We start from the raw sequence: 19,177 nt of genomic DNA, 5'->3' as shown, positions 1-19,177 counted from the left end.
AGGGAGCAACTAATTGCTATTGCTCCCTTTTCCCTATTACTTCTCTTATAACACATGATGCAATCTGCTATTAAAAAGAACGTACATATTATACCGATGTAAACGCCCGATTGGTGAAGGCTAATAATCAATGGGGATGAACAAAACCCCCACTGATTATAGTTTCACTTTATTCTACGATTGTTTCTAAAGATAAATCTGTATAGGAATTATCCTCACCTATATTCAAGATTACTTCACATTGACGTAATCTCAATTCAAAGAGCGTTATAGGATCATGATAAACTTCAGGGTTTGATTTCATTTTATGCAGTTTATCTTGTTGCTCTTTTATTTCTAAATGAGTATTTTCTACAGCTTGTTCCAACGCGCCAAATGGATTTCTAAAGAACATATTAATATCCCGCTCTTGTGTGTTTTCAAACAGCTCAAATTGCAAGAAAAACTTCTTCATAATAGAAGCCGTTACATCTGTATAATCTTCATTTTCTAAATACTGTTTATATTTGTTATATAGCATAGCTTTATTTTTAGGAAGAACTCCAAATAATTTACCGGCACTTTTCAGTAAAAATTGTGCTGGCGTAAATCGGCGTAAAATATTTACTTCTTCCATTTGTATTCTAGTTGTCATTCTATCAGTATCTCTGCGCCAGTCATCAATTACTTTAAAGTCACATTCTAACTGTATTCGATTTTCTCCAAATAAAGAATTAAGTCCTTCACTGGTTTCTGCTAAGTACAATTGACTTTGAAGGAGCTCGTTATTAGAAGTCGCAATCCAATTTTGCATAGAGCGAGCAAGATTAGGTAATACAATTTGTTCTAGATATTGTTGCACCCTTTCATTCATCGCTGTATTTAGTTCAATATCAATGTGCCCAAAATCACTTTCTTCACTAATTAAATCGGAACAACTCTGCAATAGTTTCGGAATATGTTCTGTAAGATCATTAGTAATTTCGTTTTTCATTGTACGATATGATTCTGTAATTAAATGAATTTTGTCCTTCTCAAAAGCAGTAAGGTTATTAATACAAGCATTTAGTTTAACTAACATATCTTCATTCCAATTAATAGAATCCACTAGATTTTTTTCCCTCTCGACGCGTTTATCCAAAAGATATGTAATTGTTTTTCGAATGAAAAACAATAGCTTTTCAGTACGTTCTGCATCGATATTTTTATGGTTAAAGTTAAAATGAATAAACTCAGTTAAATCGTTTAGTTGTTTACTATTTGTATATAACGAAGAATAAGGGAAAACTCTTGCATTAGGGAAATATGTATTTATTCTCACTTGCGTATCTTGTATAACTCTTTTTGCTTCTGCTTCATTGTAAATGTTATCGATTTTATTTAATAAGAAATGAACTTGTAGATTTGGTGTATGTTCTTGGATACTTAATAGAATGTCACGTTCTTTGTCAGTAAAAGGTGAATCCGTATTCAATACGAATAATAATTCATCTACAGAGTTTAAATATTCAAACACCTCATCTCTCGCGTCATTGTTCCTATTAAAGCTAGGTGTAACAACGAATGTAAGTTTATTTTTACTTAAAAACCTGCATGGTAATTTAAATTCAACACATGCTCTATCTCTATATGTTTGACGATGTAGAGACGTCATGTTATGGAAATCAGAGAAATTCTCAGTTGTTGTAATTTCCGAATCTGTTATAGCGTTAATTTCTGTATAAGCGTCATTTTTAAAAACAACTACATTTGAGATTGAGTTTTCTAATATATTTCCTCCTAAAATAGAGTTAATAAATGAAGCTTTTCCGTTCCCTGAAGTTCCAGTTACTAATAGGCGATTTGTTCTTAAATCTGCAAGCTCACCAACTAACCAGCTAAATCGGTGACCCATTTCAAAATCATGTTCTTGTGCCCAGTGTGTAATAGATTCAAAAAGATGTAAACTATACTCTAAGCCATTCACATGATTAATAGAATATGACAGTAGGTTTTCTGCATCTTTTATATCCGCTGAATCTATTTTAGAAGGAAAAATCTCATCCCATGCCAATACTGCTGCAGATGGAAATACAGCATGAGAGGGATTGACTACCTTTAACCAATTTGTTAACAGATTTGGAATGATATCGTGTAATTGTCTAAGCATATATTGACCTTGAATTAATTCAAAGTATGTTTCTTCGTAAAGAGAAGAAATTTCGTCCCATATATCGGACGAATGTATTTCGATATGTATGAAAAATTCATTTATTGTGTTGAGCCATAATAAGTAATTTTGTTCATCTTTATAGCTCTGCCAAAGTGATGAAACAATTTGCGTAAATTGTACTTGATCTACATTATTTAATGTAACTAATACTGTATAAAAATAATCTGGTGAAATATTTTTAGTAAATCCTTTATCGATATATTCTTTTAGAACCTCAAACCACGGATAAGATTCTGTTCGAATTAACTCGTTCACAGCAAGCTCAACTGCACTATCAAAATCTTGCTGTTCTTCATAAAAGGAACGGGCAATTGTTGTGACGTTTGGATAATCGGGATTTAAAGAAACCGCTTCTTTAATAACAGCGAAAGCTGAATCAAAATTATTTTGCTCGATGTAAAGAGACAGTAATTGCAGTACAATTTCGGTCATCAGTATTTTATTATCAGTAGTAATAGAAGTATACACATTTTCAGCAACTGATAATTGGTTAAGTTCAAAGTAAGCATCCGCAATATTCTTTTGTGCCCATGGTGCTAATTCATTACTAACTTTCTCCCATTTAAAAATAGCTGCTTCAAAATCTTGATGGTGATAATAAAATTCACCTTGTGCAAAACGAATATAAGATCCATCGGAAATCTCATTTTTTTCTTCGTTTACATAAGCTTCTCCAAGTACTTGAAGAGGTGGATGTGTTTCATTCTCCATTAGGAATGTTTCATAATACATCTTTTTTATTAATTGTTTTTCTAATCTCATCTTTTCCCCCACTATATCTCGAAAATACATTTTTCGAGATATGTCAATACTTTTTTGTATGTATGCTTTTTATCTTAACAAAGAATTCCTTTTGGAAAATTTCATTTTCCTTTCATTTTTCAAGTAAGATTGAATTTTTATGAGAAAAGTTTCAGTTTTTTTTCAATTCCCTTTCAATTGTGAAACAATATTAAATGTTCCTAATAGCTTAATACGAGTATAATATCCACATTAAATTATTAGGAATATAACATATATAATACATTATAAAAACAATCTATATTGAATATATATGCGACATTTCCTTCGTTGATAAATGAAAGAGACTACCAAATAATGGTTGTTAGATGAACCAAGATGCCACGTCCCTTTAAAATTTCAGCTACATCACGATAACTTAAAAAACAGCAATAGTAGTTAACGGCTATCCATACAATATCTTTCTCGAATTGTTTCCTTTAAAATATTCCAGTATTTATGTAATTAAATTCCATTAACCTATATAAATAACTAGTCCAAAAAAATATATATGCATATCATGTTATAGTAAAGAATTTAGGAAATCCTAAAAAGGAGGCATTTTCATGTTTGAAGATAAATCTAAAATAAATTACCCATATGAATTTACCGAAACTACAACAGTTCCTATCAAAAACCCTATTGATAAGAAATTCAAAAACGGCACAGATACACATAATTTCCCAATAACAAAACATTACAAAGAAAAAGTTCTATATACTGAAAAAATTAATAATAATAATAAAAATAAATAATTGTATAGGTCCTTATAACAATTAACCAAATAAAAATCAATATTTGGCCATGCATAGTTACGTTTTTAACAATGTGTAAATCTTCATTATACAATTCACGTACCTTTTAAAAAGTGCTGATATACAGCGCTTTTTTATACATAGATATATTAAAGCTGTCTTATCCTAGAAATAAACTATCTTACAACCTTAAGTATGTTTGCTCAAATTTGAATAAACTGTAAAATCACTCCACCCTATTCTCGTTTAACAATTAATTCTACATATTAAAAGGGAGCAACATTAATATGTTGCTCCCCTCTTACATCTAATTTTATTATCCCTACATAACCCTCTTAAACATCTTCTCCAACTCATACGTAGAATGATGCACAAGAATCGGTCTTCCGTGCGGGCATGTATATGGATTTGTTGTTGTACGCAGCTCTTCGAGTAAAGCAAATATTTGATCGTTCGTTAAATATTGATTTGCTTTAATCGACGCTTTACAGCTCATCATGATGGCAGCTTCTTCTCGTAGTTTTTTAATATCCACTTTTTTTAGTTTAACAACTTGCTCCATCATTTCGTCGATAATTTCTGTTTCCTGTCCTTTCGGGAACCACGTTGGATGCGAGCGGACGATAAAGGATTGATGGCCGAATTGCTCTAAAAATAGACCAACTTTTTTCAGTTCTTCTAGCTGCTCTTCAACACGTAAAAATTCAGTAAGAGATAAATCAATACGGTACGGTACAAGTAGTTCTTGTACTTCTTGCGTTACTCGTCCTACTTTATCACGGAAATATTCATAGTTGATACGTTCCTGCGCTGCATGCTGATCAATCATATATAATCCATTATCATTTTGAGCGAAAATATATGTTCCATGCATTTGTCCAATTGGATAAAGCGGTGGTAAGTCATTACCGTTCATTTCAATCTCTTTTATTTCTCCGACTTCTTCTTCCAATTCCTCTAATTCAAAGTCGTCATCGTTACTGTTCCACGATTTCTCTTCTCGGATCGGTTCTTCGATTATCGGTTTAGAAGATGGCTGCCAACTTTGCTCTTCTCTTACTAATGACTGTGGTGGTTGCCATTCTTGCTTCGGTGGTTGCCAAAGTTGCGCTGGCTGTTTTACAGCCGTCGTTGTTTCTTCTTGTTTCTCATCCATTCCTGTTGGTAAAACAATATTAGGCATAGATGGTTCTTTCGGTTTTGTATGCTCGAACTGGAATTGCCCTTGCACACTTTCGTCTTTTTCTTTTTTCTTCGTTGTTACTCCAGCATCCGGAATAAGCTGTATTTTTTTAAATGCATCTTGTAACGTTTTTTCAATAAGCTGCAGTAGTTCTTGTTCCTTACTAAAGCGTACTTCTAATTTTGCTGGATGTACGTTGACATCAACAAGCATTGGATCCATTTCAATTGATAAGAAGCCGATTGGGTATCGTCCGATTGGCAGTAACGTATGATATCCTTGCTGAATTGCTTTCATTAATATGAAATTTCGAACGTAACGGCCATTTACAATCGTTGACATATAGTTACGAGACGCTCTCGTTACTTCTGGCAATGTTACATAACCTTTAATGGTAAAGTCTAGAGACTCAGCTTCAATCGGAATCAGCTTCTTCGCAACTTGGATGCTGTAAATCGATGCAAGTACTTGTCTTACATCACCGTTTCCTGATGTATGAAGCAATTTCTTTTCATTATGAAACAGTTTTAACGATACTTCTGGATGAGACATTGCAATACGATACACGATATCTGTAATGTTCCCAAGCTCTGTATGAATAGTTTTCATATATTTAAGACGCGCTGGTGTATTAAAGAATAAGTTTTGTACTGTAATATCTGTTCCTTTTCGGCTCGCCGTTTTCTCTTGTCTTATAATGTCTCCACCTTTAATAATAAGGTGTGTACCAGGCGCATCACCTGTGCTTGTGATTAATTCTAATTCACTTACAGAAGCAATACTCGGCAGGGCCTCTCCGCGGAAACCGAGCGTTCTTATACGAAATAAATCATTTTCATCTTTAATTTTGCTCGTTGCGTGGCGTTCAAATGCAACGATACAATCTTCTTCTGCAATGCCATCTCCATTATCAATGATGCGAATTTTCGATAACCCAGCTTCTTCTAAGTGGATTTCAATAGATGTACTATTCGCATCGATGGAATTTTCCACGAGTTCTTTTACAACTGAGGCAGGGCGCTCTACTACTTCCCCTGCCGCAATTAAATTAGAGAGTTGATCATCGAGTTTGCGAATTTTCCCCATCTACTTACTCATCCTTTCTTTAACTTTTTCTGTAAACGATACAGTTCGTTCATCGCTTCTAAAGGCGTCATATCGAGTAAATCAATCTTTTTAATTTGTGCAAGTACTGCCGTTTCTTTTTGATCGAGCACAGGCTTGTCTTGTTTTTTCGAAGACTGTTCTCCTCCAAAGAAAGATAGTTGTGATTCTTCGTCTGTCTCTTCTTGTATTTTTGCCGGTTCTTCTTTTACAACAACTGGTTCTGGAACAACTTCTTGTGCTTTCACTTCTACTCGTTTCGGAATAATAATTTCTTCCTGTCCTTCTAGTTGTGCTAACACTTCTTTCGCGCGAGCGATTAAGCTATCTGGAAGCTCAGCAAGTTGAGCAACGTGAATTCCGTAACTTTTATCAGCCGCTCCATCTTGAATTTTATGAAGGAACACTACTTTTCCATTCTCTTCAATTGCTGAAACATGTACATTCTTTAGTTGGTCTAAATTTTCTTCTAACACTGTTAATTCATGATAATGTGTAGAGAATAATGTTTTCGCACCAATTTGGTCATGAATATGTTCAATGATTGCTTGTGCAAGTGCCATACCATCGTACGTAGATGTACCGCGTCCAATTTCATCGAATAAAATTAAACTTCTTTCTGATGCATTTGCAATTGCATTTTTCGCTTCTAACATTTCAACCATAAATGTACTTTGACCTGAGATTAAATCATCCGCTGCACCAATTCTCGTAAAGATTTGATCGAAGACAGGTAATACTGCTTCTGTCGCTGGTACGAAGCAACCAATTTGTGACATAACAGTAACAAGTGCTAATTGTCTCATATACGTACTTTTACCAGACATGTTCGGTCCTGTAATTAAAAAGACATCCATCTTCTCCGGCATAATACAATCATTCGGTACATACAATTTCCCGTTCAATACTTTTTCAACAACAGGATGACGACCATCTTTAATAAAGATTTCGCGCTTAGTTGTTAAAACAGGTTTTACAAACTGCTCTTCTTCACTAACTGTCGCAAAGCTTTGCAGTACGTCTAGTTCACTAATTACTTTCGCTAAATGCTGTAATTTCGGAATGAATACTTTTACTTCTTCGCGAAGTACTGTAAATAAATCGTATTCTAATTGTACAATTTTCTCTTCTGCTTCTAAGATTAATGTTTCTTTTTCTTTTAGCTCATCTGTTATGAAACGTTCTGCATTTGCAAGTGTTTGTTTACGCTCATAGCGCCCTTCTGGAAGTGCTGCAAGATTCGCCTTCGTCACTTCAATGTAGTAGCCAAAAATACGGTTGTACCCAATTTTTAATGATTTAATCCCTGTAATATCACGCTCTCGTTTTTCAAGCTCAGCGATCCACGTTTTTCCATTTTTACTAACGTAACGATATTGATCAAGCTTGTCATTATAACCATCTTTAATAATATCTCCATCTTTAATAGAAAGCGGTGGGTTTTCTTGAATACTTCTTCCTAGTAATTCAGTTAAGCTCTCACATGGATCCGCACCTTGAATTAACCTTGCTGCATAAGCATTATCTAAAAGACTAATCGCTTCTAAAATAGCTGGTACTTGCAGTAAAGAACGTCTTAACTGTAATAAGTCCCGTGCATTTACATTACCAAATGCAACTTTCCCTGCTAAACGCTCTAAATCATATACTTCTTTTAACTTTTCTTTTAAATCTTCACGTAAGAAGTAATCATTTACAAACGTTTCAACCATTTCTAAACGCTCTTCAACTTTTTCTTTCTGGATAAGTGGACGTTCCATCCACTGTTTTAACATACGCCCACCCATAGCCGTTTTTGTTTTGTCTAATAGCCATAATAATGAGCCTATCTTTTCCTTCGTGCGAAGAGTCTCTGTTAACTCTAAATTGCGTTTTGAATGCACATCAATTTTCATAAATTGATTCGTGTAATAAATTTCTACTGGTTGCAAGTGATCTAACGAACGTTTTTGTGTTCTTATCACATAGTTAAATAAGCGTCCAATTGCTTTAATTAATTTTGCTTGTGAAACATTTTTCACAAGCTGTTCTAATCCTTCTGGAATAGTTGTTGCATCTTCATACGAAATCGTCATTTTTAATGTTTCAGTTAATTTATTTAATTCATCTTTTGAAAATGTAGAATCTACAACAATTTCTTTTGAACCAGTTGCATACACCTCTAATAAAATATCTTCTACTGAACCTGTTAACAACGTCACTGTATTTTGTCCAGTCGTTAAGTCATTGCAAGCTAGCGCATAAGATCCATCTTCGAAATGTGTTAATGCTGCTAAGAAGTTATTCTCCTTCTCGTCTATTGTACGCCCTTCCATCATCGTTCCTGGCGTAATTAGTTGTACTACTTCACGACGTACTACACCTTTAGCTGTTTTTGGATCTTCCACTTGCTCACAAACAGCTACTTTATATCCTTTTTCAACAAGTTGTTCAATATAATTTTTAGCTGCATGATGTGGTACACCACACATCGGTATACGTTCACTACTACCACCATCTCGGCTCGTTAATGTAATTTCAAGTTCATGAGCTGCTTTAACCGCATCCTCAAAGAACATTTCATAAAAATCACCTAATCGGAAAAATAAAAAGGCATCTTGATAGTCTGCCTTAACCTTTAAGTACTGCTGTATCATAGGCGTATATTGCGTCATGTCTTTCCTCCATAATTCTTACATAATAATCTATATTCATATATGTCACACTTCACGGACATCCATATCTCCTATTGCAGGAGTCTTTCCTCATTATAGCACATTTCATAAGAAATCATGTTCATACAGAACCACTTATGTACTGTAAAAAGCTAGGAAGAACTTCTCCCTAGCTTTCTCTTACTCTTCTTCTGCATCGACGATAAAGTTCGGATCTAATTCTTCAAACTCATCATCATCGACTTGGAAATCCTCGTCTGATTCTACGCAACCTTCAGGATTTACACTTACACAAATTTTCGTTTCCCCAACTACTTCTGTTACAAATTCACGTTCTACCGTCACAACAATTTTATTACCATTTGGCGATACAAGAGCTTCTAAACAATTTGGCGGCTGAATTACACGAGCGATAATTTCTAAATCGTTACCAGAGAAGTTTTTATCACGATACCCAATGCTTACTTCATCATTGTAGTTAACACGTTCTGTTACAACTTCAGTCTTTGTGTTTCCATCAAATGAATACCAAGTGTTTACATCATAGAAACCTTCAATTTCCACATGTTTCCCATTCTTTCTCGCTTCGTACGAATGGTTAATTACCCAGCACCCTAAAATACTTGTTGGCTCATTATTCGATTCACATGTATGCGTTGACTTTGTATACTTACGTCCTTTTCCAACCACTGCTTTTGTAATAATCTCTCTAAATTCGGACATTCGTAACCCTCCTCAATCACTATTCACTTAATCATATGCGTGACAATAGCGGAATGTGTCATTCTTTTTTTTGAGAAGAATTTCCGATATAACCCACTAAAAAAAAGAGATGTCAATAAGACACCTCTTTAACAACCACAATTTCCTTTTTTACTTTCTACCGCCGCACCAGTTTCACCCTTCAACACATCGCCGCCAGTTGAAACTAATATTTCATCTGTTACATTGTTAGAAATGGTACTAGCAACTAGCTGTAGTAAGTCATTTACATATGTTTGTGAAGATTTAAACTCCTGTACAACTGGGATATTATCTAACTTATCTTGAAGCGCATCAATTTCAGCTTCTACTTTTTTCAAAGCTTCCCATTTCCCATAATGTTGCAAGTTTACTGCTTGTTTTTGCAAAGCTTTTATTTCATCAATTGCTCGCTTTACATTTTCATTTTTATTAATTTGTGCTTCTGCTCGCTTAAAGAAATCGACTTCTTCTGTTTCAGAGATCATTTTCGCTAATTCTTTCGCTTGCTCAACAATTTCATCTTTCGTATATACTTTCATCTATTATTTCACCTCAATCGGTTCCTTAACCAATTCCCCGTTAAGAGACCAAGTTTTTGCTTCCGTTATTTTTACTTTCACAAGCTGACCAATTAAAGATTTTGAAGCAACAAAGTTTACAAGTTTATTCGTACGTGTATATCCCGCAAGTACTTCAGGATTATTCTTACTTTCTCCCTCAACTAATACTTCTACAATTTGACCTATATAACGCTTATTCTTATTAACTGCATATTCATTCACTAGTGTATTTAAGCGTTGCAATCGCTCTTTCTTCACTTCCATCGGAACATTATCTTGCATTTTTGCAGCTGGTGTACCTTCACGCGGAGAATAAATAAATGTAAATGCCGTATCAAATCCTACTTCACGATATAACGACATCGTCTCTTCAAACTGCTCATCCGTTTCATTTGGGAAACCAACGATAATATCAGTCGTTAGCACTGCATTCGGAATTGTTTCTTTAATTTTTCGTACAAGCTCTAAATAGTGTTCTCGCGAATATTTACGCGCCATAATTTTAAGCATATCTGTACTACCAGATTGAACCGGTAAGTGGATATGTTCTACTAGGTTACCACCTTTTCCAAGAACATCAATTAAATGATTGTCAAAATCACGTGGATGGCTTGTTGTAAAACGAATACGCGCGATATCGATTTTACGAAGTTCATCCATTAAATCGCCAAGACCATATTGTATATCTTCAAAGTCTTTACCGTATGCGTTTACGTTTTGTCCAAGTAACGTAATTTCTTTATAACCGTTCGCAGCTAAATGGCGAATTTCTTTAATAATATCTTCTGGACGTCTGCTGCGCTCTTTTCCGCGTGTATACGGTACAATACAATATGTACAAAACTTATCACAGCCATACATAATATTTACCCAAGCTTTAATATCACCACGACGTACTTTCGGAAGGTTTTCAATTACATCCCCTTCTTTTGACCAAACTTCAACTACCGTCTCTTTTGAGAACATTGCGTCCTTTAGGATATACGGTAATCTATGAATATTGTGTGTACCAAACACCATATCTACATGCTGATTTTTTTGCATAATTTTATTTACAACAGATTCCTCTTGAGACATACAACCACATACACCAATTATAAGATCCGGATTTCTTCGCTTTAATGATTTTAAATGACCAAGTTCACCGAACACTTTATTTTCAGCATTTTCACGAATTGCACAAGTATTTAATAAAATTACATCTGCCTCTTCAGTTGAAAAGGTTGGCTCATATCCAAGTGTTGTAAAAATCCCAGCCATTACTTCTGTATCATGCTCATTCATTTGACAGCCATATGTACGAATGTAAAACTTTCTTCCTGCGCCAAAATTGCGAAACTCTTCAGGTAGGCCAAAACCTCTTTCAATTTTAACTTCTTCTTTCCCACGCTTTTTCGCCAATTTCAAGGAAGGTGGTTGGTATACACTTTCAAAATATTTACTATAATCTTTCTCTTCTTTTTTCGTAGAGGAATTTGCTTGTCGACTTGCTAATCGTTGTTGCTCGTTCATCGGTAATCTCCTTTCACCCTTAACTATACACACACTCTGTAGTCCATTTTAATGCGCTTAGACCCATCTCAATGATGTTAGATAGCATGAGAGATAACTTGCCCTTTGAAACTTGAGTAATCGATCTAATCATCCGTAAGAATGAAGTCTTCCCCACACAAATAGACATTCCCTTTTTATCCCGCTATTTGCGGGCAGTAGACTCCCACCTCAAAATCCGGCGAATGCGAGGAAGTTAGGTGGGAGATAACTGCTCGTAACTGCCCGATTGGTTCAACTAATAATCAGCGGGGGATGAACCTTCCCACTGATTAAAGTTTCACTTTATCATTTCATCTTGTCCTATTGAAAAGCATATTGCTTTATCCCTATACACATTATCATAGTATAGAGCCTTTAGCCAACTTTAACGAAGAAGGCTTCTTATCCTATATTTCATTTCACAGTTAATGAACATGCTATTTTTATACAACGATTTATATATTATTTTATCATTCTGAATTTTCTAAGTAAATAAATCTATTAATTATTTTTATTCACTCAAAAAGAAGGTTACCAAGTGGCAACCTTCTCTCCGATCATTACATAAATTCAGCAACAAGCTCATCAAACATTTTCTGATCCATATTTAAATCAGCTTGCACTAAAGGCTTTTCACTATAGTCTTTTACAAGCTCTTGGTAAGAAGGCTGCTTTGTATTTTGATAAATTAAACCTGTTACTAACCCGTTCTTTTCCATTAATGTTTGCATAGCCATCATGCGGTTAGATGGATCATATCCTTCTACTGTACTTAGTTTCGTTAAATTCTCTTTAAACCAATCATAAGTATTTACTTTATTGTAAGTAACACATGGACTAAATACATTAATTAATGAAAAGCCTTTATGGTTAATACCAGCTTCAATAATTTGCGTTAATTCTTTTAAATCACTTGAAAAGCTTTGCGCCACAAATGTCGCACCAGCTGTTAATGCCATTTCCATAACATTTAGTGATGGTTCAATTGAACCTTGTGGTGTACTTTTCGTTTTAAATCCAGCTTCACTACGTGGTGAAGTTTGACCTTTTGTTAATCCGTAAATTTGGTTATCCATTACGATATACGTAATATCAATGTTACGACGAATAGAATGGATTGTATGTCCCATACCAATCGCAAAACCATCACCGTCACCACCGGATGCAATAACTGTTAAATCACGATTTGCCATTTTCACACCTTGTGCAATCGGAAGAGCACGTCCGTGAATACTATGCAAACCATATGAATTAATATACCCTGAAATACGACCTGAACAGCCGATACCAGAAATAACAGCTAGCTCATCTGGATTTAAACCAACGTTAGCTGCCGCACGCTGAATCGCAGCCTGCACCGAGAAGTCTCCGCAACCTGGGCACCAGTTTGGTTTTACACTGTTACGAAAGTCCTTAAATGTTGCCATTTAATACAACCCCTTTTTTACATTCGTTGTAAATCTCTTTCGGCAAGAATGGATTTCCATCGTATTTTAAAAGACTAGAAATTTTCTCACCATTGCCAAGATTCATTTTCATAATGTTAGCAAGCTGACCAGTTGCATTGTTTTCTACTACTACAACACGCTTCGCTTTTTTCACAAGTGGATCGATTTCAGCTGTTGGGAACGGGTGAATTAAACGTACATGGGCATGGTTTACTTTCATTCCTTCTTGTTCCAAACGCTGCATTGCCTCTTCGATCGCACCACGAGTTGAGTTAAAGCCAACTAACAATACGTCTGCGTCATCATGCTTAGCATTTTTGTAAATAGGGGTATTAAACTGCAAGTTCGCCATTTTACGGAAACGTTTGTCCATTTGATCTTTACGATTTAACGCTGATTCAGATGGTTTACCCGTTTCATCATGTTCTACACCTGTAACATGGTGAATACCATTTTTCATACCAGGTAAAACACGTGGTGAAATTCCATCTTCTGTTACTTCATAACGCTTGAAGTATGCTTTATTTTCACGTTCTGGTAATTCTACTTCTAAATCCAGCTTACCGCGACGAATTTCAACTTTATCTAACTTAAGTGGTTCTACTGTTTGTTTTCCTAAAGAAAGCTGTAGATCTGTTAAGAAAATAACAGGCACTTGATATTCTTCTGCTAAGTTAAACGCTTCTACAATATCATAGAAAGCTTCTTCAACTGTACTTGGCGCCATTACGATTTTTGGAATTTCACCATGCGTTCCGTAAATCATAGCCATTAAGTCAGACTGCTCTTGTTTTGTTGGTAAGCCCGTACTTGGACCACCACGTTGTGTATCAATGATAACTAGTGGTGTTTCAGTAATACCTGCTAAACCAATTGCTTCCATCATTAATGAAAGACCAGGACCCGCAGATGCTGTTAATGTACGAACACCAGCGTAGTTTGCACCAATCGCCATTGTACAAGCTGCGATTTCATCCTCGGTTTGGATTACTGTTCCGCCGACTTTCGGTAACTTTTTAATTAAATATTCCATAATTTCAGATGCAGGTGTGATTGGATATGCGGACATAAAGCGAGCACCACCAGCTACCGCACCAAATGCGATTGCGTCGTTTCCAATCATAAACATGCGTTTCTTACCATCAGCTTTTTCAAGCTGCATCATGTTTACTTTCTCACCAAGCAATTCTTTCATATATTGAGAGCCGCGTTTAATTGCTTCCATATTCTTTTGAACGACTTGCTCCCCTTTACGACCAAAGATTTCTTCAACAACCTCTAAATAAGCTGTTTCGTCTAACCCTAATACCGAACTAGATGCCCCAACAGCAACCATATTTTTCATTAATGATGTGCCTAACTCTGAAGCGATATCTGTAAACGGTATCACATATAGATTTACATCTGTATTATCAGGTATTGTTGGATTAAATTTCGCATCTGCAACTACAATTCCGCCCGGACGTAGTTCGTGGAAGTTAAAATCAATTGTTTCTTGATCAAAAGCAATTAAAATATCTAAATCATCTGAGATCGCGCGTACTTCTGTTGTACTTACACGAATTTTATTATTTGTATGGCCGCCTTTAATACGTGATGAGAAGTGGCGGTAACCGTATAGGTAATATCCTAATCGGTTTAATGCAATACAGAAGATTTCCCCTGTACTTTCAATTCCTTCACCTTGTTGGCCTCCAACTTTCCATGAAAGTTGACTAATCATCTCCTACACCCCTTTTGGCTGCATTCATTGTAGTGTATTTTTTTACAGTATTAGTTTAGCATTTTTTATGCAAATAAACTACAATGGACGCAAATTATGCCTCTTCTGTTTTCCCTGAATCTTTAGTATAATGCTATTTTGTTCACCATTCTAGTATTAGGTCTTAAAAAAATCAATAAATTACCGCGAGTAAAATTTATTTTTTTTCTGGATTTTTAAAAATAAATAATTAGAAAGTAATACGATCAATAAAATTTTCATACAAAAATCGCTCTACAGTTGATTCACTATACTTTTTACAAAGTTGATTAATTATATTTTCATAATCCCTATATGCTTCTACACCTACAACAGTTTCTAAAATCCCATCAAAATCAGAACCAAACCCTATATTTTTTTCTCCACCTAATGAACAAATATATTCCACATGCCTTAATATATCTGCTATATTCGCTTGTCTTTCATTCGTTAAAAACTGTGGTACGAAAGTAATACCAATAATGCTATTTTTCTTTATAAGAGCTCTTATTTGTTCATCGGTTAAATTGCGTGGATGCCCACAAAGTTGATAACAGTTTGAGTGAGATGCAATTGGGTTTTTAGCAATTTCTATAACATCCCAAAAGCTTCTTTCATTTAAGTGAGACACATCAGTCCATAAATGTAACGTATTAAGTTCTTGTACAACTTGTCTACCAAATGTAGTTAAACCTGCCCCACGTGCCTCTAGCGCTCCATCAGCTAACAGATTGGCATAGTTCCATGTCAATCCAAAGGAACGTACACCTAAGCGATAAAACAAACGTAATTTCATCGCTTCTGTTCCAATTGCTTCGCATCCTTCTAATGTTAATAATGCTCCAATCTCGTCCTGTTTTAGCATATTAATATCGTTTTTTGTCTGAATAAACTTCATTCCTGGTAGCGATAGAATTTCATTATGAAAAATATCTATCATTTGCAGCGCAACTTCAAAACGATTTTCATACGCTACTGTTTCTGGTACATATATAGCAAAGCATTGTATACTTCCTTTTCTTTTCTTTAATTGTTCAAATGTAATATGTAATTGTGAATCGTTTTGAAAGTCTTTTTTCCCCTCTGCACTCCATAACTGAAAGAGTACATCGCAATGCGCATCAAAAATTTTCATTTTCATTCCTCCATTACAAAAACAACCTGTTTGCATACATGCAAACAGGTTGTTTCAACTTAACGAGGTTCTACAATTAATTTTATTGCTGTACGCTCTTCACCATCAATCATAATATCTGTAAACGCTGGGATACAAATCAAGTCCAAACCGCTAGGCGCTACAAATCCTCTTGCAATTGCTACTGCCTTTACCGCTTGGTTCAATGCACCTGCACCAATAGCTTGAATTTCTGCTGTTCCGCGTTCGCGAATAACACCTGCAAGTGCACCAGCTACAGAATTAGGGACCGACGTTGCTTTAACTTTTAATATTTCCATTCCGCGTTTCCTCCTCGTTTCTATAAAAAGTAATAGCAATTATTTCACTTTAACTTATATTCACGAGGAATGGCACGTATTCCTGCTAAATTTCTGTAATTTTTCTAAAAAATTAAAATATAAAAAATTCTCTAACTTTTCGTTAAAAATCAATCAAAAAACGGCTGGTCATCATTAATTAAAATACGCTCAATTTTCTTCGCTTTCCCTGTATTAGGATCCACATCAATTAACACTGCACTTAATTGCGTTCTACCATTCGTCACTTCAAAACGTACTGGTAAGTTCGTTAAAAACTTCTTCAATACCGCTTCGCGATCCATACCTAAAATCCCATCATATGGGCCTGTCATACCAACATCTGTAATATAAGCTGTTCCGCTTGGTAAAATACGATTATCAGCTGTAGGAACATGTGTATGTGTACCTACTACCGCTGTAGCACGACCGTCTACATACCAACCTAACGCCTGCTTCTCACTTGTTGTTTCAGCATGAAAATCAACAAAGATAATGTTTGTACGTTTTTTTGCAATGCTGATCAACTCATCCACTTTACGGAATGGACAATCGATTGGAGGAAGGAAAGTACGTCCTTGTAAGTTAATAACTGCAACTTCTGTTCCATTACAATTTACAAAGATAAGCCCTTTTCCCGGCGTCCCTTCCGGGAAGTTAGCTGGTCTTGCAAGATATTTTGCATCATCAATAAACTCAAATACTTCACGGTTATCCCAAGCATGGTTTCCAAGCGTAACCGCTTGTGCCCCGCACTCTAAAAAGTTTCGATATATTTTTTCCGTAATTCCACGTCCACCCGCAGCATTTTCTCCATTAATAATTGTTACTGTAGGTGTATATTTTTTCTTTAAAGCCGGTACGTACTGTTGAATCATGTCTCTACCAGGAGATCCTACTACATCCCCAACAAATAATATTCTCATATGTCTTACCCTTTCTATGTACTACATTTTTTATTATCATACTATAACGTGAAGCTATTTTCTTACAACAGTTACAATTTATCTATTATAAGTTTCTTTCACTTGCATACTGCTCATAAAGTGAAACTATAATCAGTGGGGGGTGTTCATCCCCACTGATTATTAACCTTCACCAATCGGACGTTTTCGGGCAGTTTATCCCCCACCTAATTTCTTTGCTCAAGCCGAATTTTGAGGTGGGAGTTTTACTGCCCGTTAACGCGGGATAAATAGTTTTTTTATTTTACCCAATTCCAACACAAAAAAATAAAGTGGTGTTTCACCACTTTATTTTGCGTATTCCACTGCACGTGTTTCACGAATAACAGTTACTTTAATATGTCCTGGATAATCCAGTTCACTTTCAATACGTTTTCGAATATCACGAGCTAAACGATGAGCTTCTAAATCATCAATTGTATCTGGTTTTACCAGAATACGAACTTCACGTCCTGCTTGAATTGCGAAAGATTTTTCTACACCTTCATAAGACTCTGAAATTTCTTCTAACTTTTCAAGACGACGAATGTAGTTCTCAAGCGTTTCACTACGAGCTCCCGGTCTTGCAGCTGATAATGCATCTGCTGCAGCAACTAGAACTGCAATGATAGAAGTTGGTTCTGTGTCACCATGGTGAGATGCGATACTGTTTATTACAACAGGATGCTCTTTATATTTCGTTGCGAGTTCAACACCAATTTCAACGTGACTACCTTCTACTTCATGATCGATTGCTTTTCCGATATCATGTAACAGACCAGCACGTCTTGCTAGTTTTTCATCCTCACCAAGCTCCGCTGCCATAAGTCCAGTTAAGTATGCAACTTCCATAGAGTGTTTTAAGACGTTTTGTCCATAACTTGTACGGTATTTTAAACGACCTAAAATTTTAATTAAATCTGGATGTAAGCCATGAACACCCACTTCAAACGTTGTTTGCTCTCCGACTTCACGAATATACTCGTCCACTTCACGTCTTGATTTTTCGACCATCTCTTCAATACGCGCTGGATGAATACGTCCGTCCTGTACTAGTTTATCAAGAGCGATACGAGCTGTTTCACGACGAATCGGGTCAAATCCAGATAGAATTACCGCTTCTGGTGTATCATCGATAATAAGGTCAATACCTGTTAACGTTTCTAACGTACGAATATTACGACCCTCACGTCCGATAATACGTCCCTTCATTTCGTCATTTGGAAGATTTACAACCGAAACGGTTGTTTCAGCAACATGATCAGCTGCACATCTTTGCATTGCAAGAGATAAAATCTCTTTTGCCTTCTTATCCGCTTCTTCTTTCGCGCGAACTTCACTTTCTTTTACCATAACGGCAATTTCATGAGAAACTTCACTTTCCACTTTACCAAGAATAATTGCTTTCGCTTGTTCGCGGGTCAGATTGGAAATGCGCTCTAATTCTGTTTGTTGCTTTTGAACTAACTCTCCCACTTTGCTTTCCAACTCTTCAATCTGTTGTTGTTTCGCTACAAAAGATTCCTCTTTCTTTTCAAACTGTTGCTCGCGCTTATCGAGCGTTTCGTCTTTACGATCAAGGTTCTCTTCTTTTTGCATTAAACGATTTTCTTGTTTTTGTAATTCGCTTCTACGGTCACGAATTTCTAATTCAGCTTCTGTACGAAGTGTATGAATTTCATCCTTTGCTTCTAAAAGCGCTTCTTTCTTAAGTGCTTCAGCATCACGATTCGCTTCGTCTAGAATACGTTTTGCTTCATTAGCTGCACCATTAATCTTCGCTTCAGCAATAGACTTTCGAACAAAAAAGCCAACAACTGCACCGACTGTTGCAAGCAAAATGGAGATGAGTATCCAAACTGTACTACTCATGATTTCACCTCCCCTTGCTATGAATGAAAAAAGACTGTCGGCATGTACATTGAATTACAACGTACAGCAAAGACCGTCGTCCCGCTTTTTTAAGGGACTTTCTTCATTTCACAATTAAAATGTCATATTATTATTTCGGCAAGATTTAAGTCTTACTCCGAATATTACTTCTCTTCTTGAGAAGAGTGTATCGTA

General features: G+C 35.6%; 13 protein-coding genes. 1 reads left to right on the top strand and 12 read right to left on the bottom strand.

Annotation, left to right across the window (positions count from 1 at the left end; translation table 11 throughout):
* Positions 1–169: 169 nt before the first annotated feature.
* On the bottom strand, positions 170–2,953 hold the full coding sequence (locus MKX77_RS06100; protein WP_341306027.1) for a dynamin family protein: 2,784 nt from the start codon (positions 2,951–2,953) through the stop codon (positions 170–172).
* A gap of 584 nt (positions 2,954–3,537) precedes the next feature.
* Here MKX77_RS06100 and MKX77_RS06090 point away from each other — a divergent pair.
* Positions 3,538–3,726, top strand: coding sequence for a hypothetical protein (locus MKX77_RS06090; protein WP_341306026.1), 189 nt, complete (start codon positions 3,538–3,540; stop codon positions 3,724–3,726).
* A gap of 322 nt (positions 3,727–4,048) precedes the next feature.
* Here MKX77_RS06090 and mutL read toward each other — a convergent pair whose 3' ends face one another.
* From mutL to rny, 11 genes are all read right to left on the bottom strand, one after another.
* Positions 4,049–5,995 (bottom strand): DNA mismatch repair endonuclease MutL, encoded by a 1,947-nt coding sequence (gene mutL, locus MKX77_RS06085; protein WP_341306025.1) that lies wholly within the window; start codon positions 5,993–5,995, stop codon positions 4,049–4,051.
* Between the two features lie 8 nt (positions 5,996–6,003).
* Positions 6,004–8,667, bottom strand: a complete 2,664-nt coding sequence (gene mutS, locus MKX77_RS06080; RefSeq protein WP_341306024.1) for a DNA mismatch repair protein MutS — start codon at positions 8,665–8,667, stop codon at positions 6,004–6,006.
* Between the two features lie 180 nt (positions 8,668–8,847).
* Positions 8,848–9,390: an outer spore coat protein CotE gene (gene cotE / locus MKX77_RS06075; RefSeq protein WP_341306023.1), complete on the bottom strand. Its 543-nt coding sequence runs from the start codon at positions 9,388–9,390 to the stop codon at positions 8,848–8,850.
* 128 nt (positions 9,391–9,518) lie between these two features.
* A complete protein-coding gene (locus MKX77_RS06070; protein WP_002014608.1) occupies positions 9,519–9,950 on the bottom strand; it encodes a RicAFT regulatory complex protein RicA family protein in 432 nt (143 codons plus the stop codon).
* Positions 9,951–9,953: 3 nt separating this feature from the next.
* Positions 9,954–11,483, bottom strand: coding sequence for a tRNA (N6-isopentenyl adenosine(37)-C2)-methylthiotransferase MiaB (gene miaB / locus MKX77_RS06065; protein ID WP_341306022.1), 1,530 nt, complete (start codon positions 11,481–11,483; stop codon positions 9,954–9,956).
* A gap of 581 nt (positions 11,484–12,064) precedes the next feature.
* Entirely contained in the window at positions 12,065–12,931 is an 867-nt protein-coding gene (locus MKX77_RS06060) for a 2-oxoacid:ferredoxin oxidoreductase subunit beta (protein WP_002088040.1), read from the bottom strand.
* A complete protein-coding gene (locus MKX77_RS06055; RefSeq protein WP_002088042.1) occupies positions 12,918–14,675 on the bottom strand; it encodes a 2-oxoacid:acceptor oxidoreductase subunit alpha in 1,758 nt (585 codons plus the stop codon). The genes MKX77_RS06060 and MKX77_RS06055 overlap by 14 nt, the downstream gene beginning before the upstream one ends.
* A gap of 229 nt (positions 14,676–14,904) precedes the next feature.
* Positions 14,905–15,828, bottom strand: coding sequence for a dipeptidase (locus tag MKX77_RS06050; protein ID WP_341306021.1), 924 nt, complete (start codon positions 15,826–15,828; stop codon positions 14,905–14,907).
* A gap of 59 nt (positions 15,829–15,887) precedes the next feature.
* Positions 15,888–16,148 carry a stage V sporulation protein SpoVS gene (gene spoVS / locus MKX77_RS06045; RefSeq protein WP_000404341.1) on the bottom strand — a complete coding sequence of 87 codons (261 nt, stop codon included), beginning with the start codon at positions 16,146–16,148 and terminating at the stop codon, positions 15,888–15,890.
* Between the two features lie 149 nt (positions 16,149–16,297).
* Positions 16,298–17,092, bottom strand: a complete 795-nt coding sequence (locus MKX77_RS06040) for a TIGR00282 family metallophosphoesterase (RefSeq protein ID WP_002014601.1) — start codon at positions 17,090–17,092, stop codon at positions 16,298–16,300.
* Positions 17,093–17,419: 327 nt separating this feature from the next.
* Entirely contained in the window at positions 17,420–18,982 is a 1,563-nt protein-coding gene (gene rny / locus MKX77_RS06035; RefSeq protein ID WP_341306020.1) for a ribonuclease Y, read from the bottom strand.
* Between the last annotated feature and the right edge of the window lie 195 nt (positions 18,983–19,177).

Source organism: Bacillus sp. FSL R9-9410 (genome assembly GCF_038050385.1).
GTDB classification, from domain to species: Bacteria; Bacillota; Bacilli; order Bacillales; family Bacillaceae_G; genus Bacillus_A; species Bacillus_A cereus_U.
The sequence above is the reverse complement of the archived record's forward strand: the minus strand, read 5'-3'. Positions and strand labels throughout refer to the sequence as shown.

Coding starts and splice junctions, on each gene's coding strand:
- rny (WP_341306020.1), bottom strand. CDS start 18,982: ATGAGTAGTACAGTTTGGATACTCATCTCCATTTTGCTTGCAACAGTC.
- mutL (WP_341306025.1), bottom strand. CDS start 5,995: ATGGGGAAAATTCGCAAACTCGATGATCAACTCTCTAATTTAATTGCG.
- MKX77_RS06050 (WP_341306021.1), bottom strand. CDS start 15,828: ATGAAAATTTTTGATGCGCATTGCGATGTACTCTTTCAGTTATGGAGT.
- MKX77_RS06100 (WP_341306027.1), bottom strand. CDS start 2,953: ATGAGATTAGAAAAACAATTAATAAAAAAGATGTATTATGAAACATTC.
- miaB (WP_341306022.1), bottom strand. CDS start 11,483: ATGAACGAGCAACAACGATTAGCAAGTCGACAAGCAAATTCCTCTACG.
- MKX77_RS06070 (WP_002014608.1), bottom strand. CDS start 9,950: ATGAAAGTATATACGAAAGATGAAATTGTTGAGCAAGCGAAAGAATTA.
- MKX77_RS06090 (WP_341306026.1), top strand. CDS start 3,538: ATGTTTGAAGATAAATCTAAAATAAATTACCCATATGAATTTACCGAA.
- mutS (WP_341306024.1), bottom strand. CDS start 8,667: ATGACGCAATATACGCCTATGATACAGCAGTACTTAAAGGTTAAGGCA.
- cotE (WP_341306023.1), bottom strand. CDS start 9,390: ATGTCCGAATTTAGAGAGATTATTACAAAAGCAGTGGTTGGAAAAGGA.
- MKX77_RS06060 (WP_002088040.1), bottom strand. CDS start 12,931: ATGGCAACATTTAAGGACTTTCGTAACAGTGTAAAACCAAACTGGTGC.
- spoVS (WP_000404341.1), bottom strand. CDS start 16,148: ATGGAAATATTAAAAGTTAAAGCAACGTCGGTCCCTAATTCTGTAGCT.
- MKX77_RS06040 (WP_002014601.1), bottom strand. CDS start 17,092: ATGAGAATATTATTTGTTGGGGATGTAGTAGGATCTCCTGGTAGAGAC.
- MKX77_RS06055 (WP_002088042.1), bottom strand. CDS start 14,675: ATGATTAGTCAACTTTCATGGAAAGTTGGAGGCCAACAAGGTGAAGGA.